The 699-nt window shown below is 54.9% G+C and carries 1 protein-coding gene; it reads left to right on the plus strand.

What is annotated here, in order from left to right; genetic code table 11:
* Positions 1-18: 18 nt before the first annotated feature.
* The gene (locus tag B3C64_RS05530; RefSeq protein ID WP_414632169.1) at positions 19-546 is read left to right on the plus strand and encodes a GtrA family protein; all 528 of its coding nucleotides are present in this window, start codon (positions 19-21) and stop codon (positions 544-546) included.
* Positions 547-699: the final 153 nt, after the last annotated feature.

Consider the following 699-nt stretch of genomic DNA (forward strand, 5'->3'; position numbering starts at 1 on the left):
GGTGCCGCTGAGAAGAGGATTGGGCCGATCCGTCAATGGATCGAGGACCATCCCAACATCTGGGAGTTCATCCTGTTCAACGTGCTGTCGAACATCTCCACCATCACCCGCTTCGTGGTGACGTGGATCGGCACCGCGATCTTCATCGCCGGCATGGGCCTTACGCAGCCGTTCCACTTCCTGATTTTCAATTACGACACCAAAGGCAATGGCTTGGGTGGATTCCTCACCTTCCTGCTGGCCGAAGTGCTCGCGCAGGTGGTGAACTTCTTCGTGCAGATGAAGTGGGTGTTCAAGTCCGATTCCAGCTTCAAGGACGCCGCGTGGAAGTATGTGATCCTCGCCGTGATCATCGTGGTGGTGAACCTTGTGCTGCCGGGCTACGTGACCGGTCTGTGCCAGGGGTGGGGCATGAACGCCGGCATCGCGGGCACCATCGCATCCGTGGTCAACACATTGCTGGCCGTGGTGGTGAGCTATCCGTTGCTCAAGTTCTGGGTCATGCCGAAGAACGATGGCAAGAAGGACGGTAGCGTCGGAAAATGAAGTCAAAAGGAAAACGCTGAATAAAAATCGCGATTTCCTCTGAGAACATGCCCGCTTCAGAATCTGAGCGACGATTCTGAAGCGGTTTTTCATATCAATGAAGCCGGATTCATATGGCTTGGCTATTCCTCGATAGTGGTATCCGCGGTATCC

The organism is Bifidobacterium sp. UBA6881, from assembly GCA_002451435.1.
Lineage (GTDB): Bacteria > Actinomycetota > Actinomycetes > Actinomycetales > Bifidobacteriaceae > Bifidobacterium.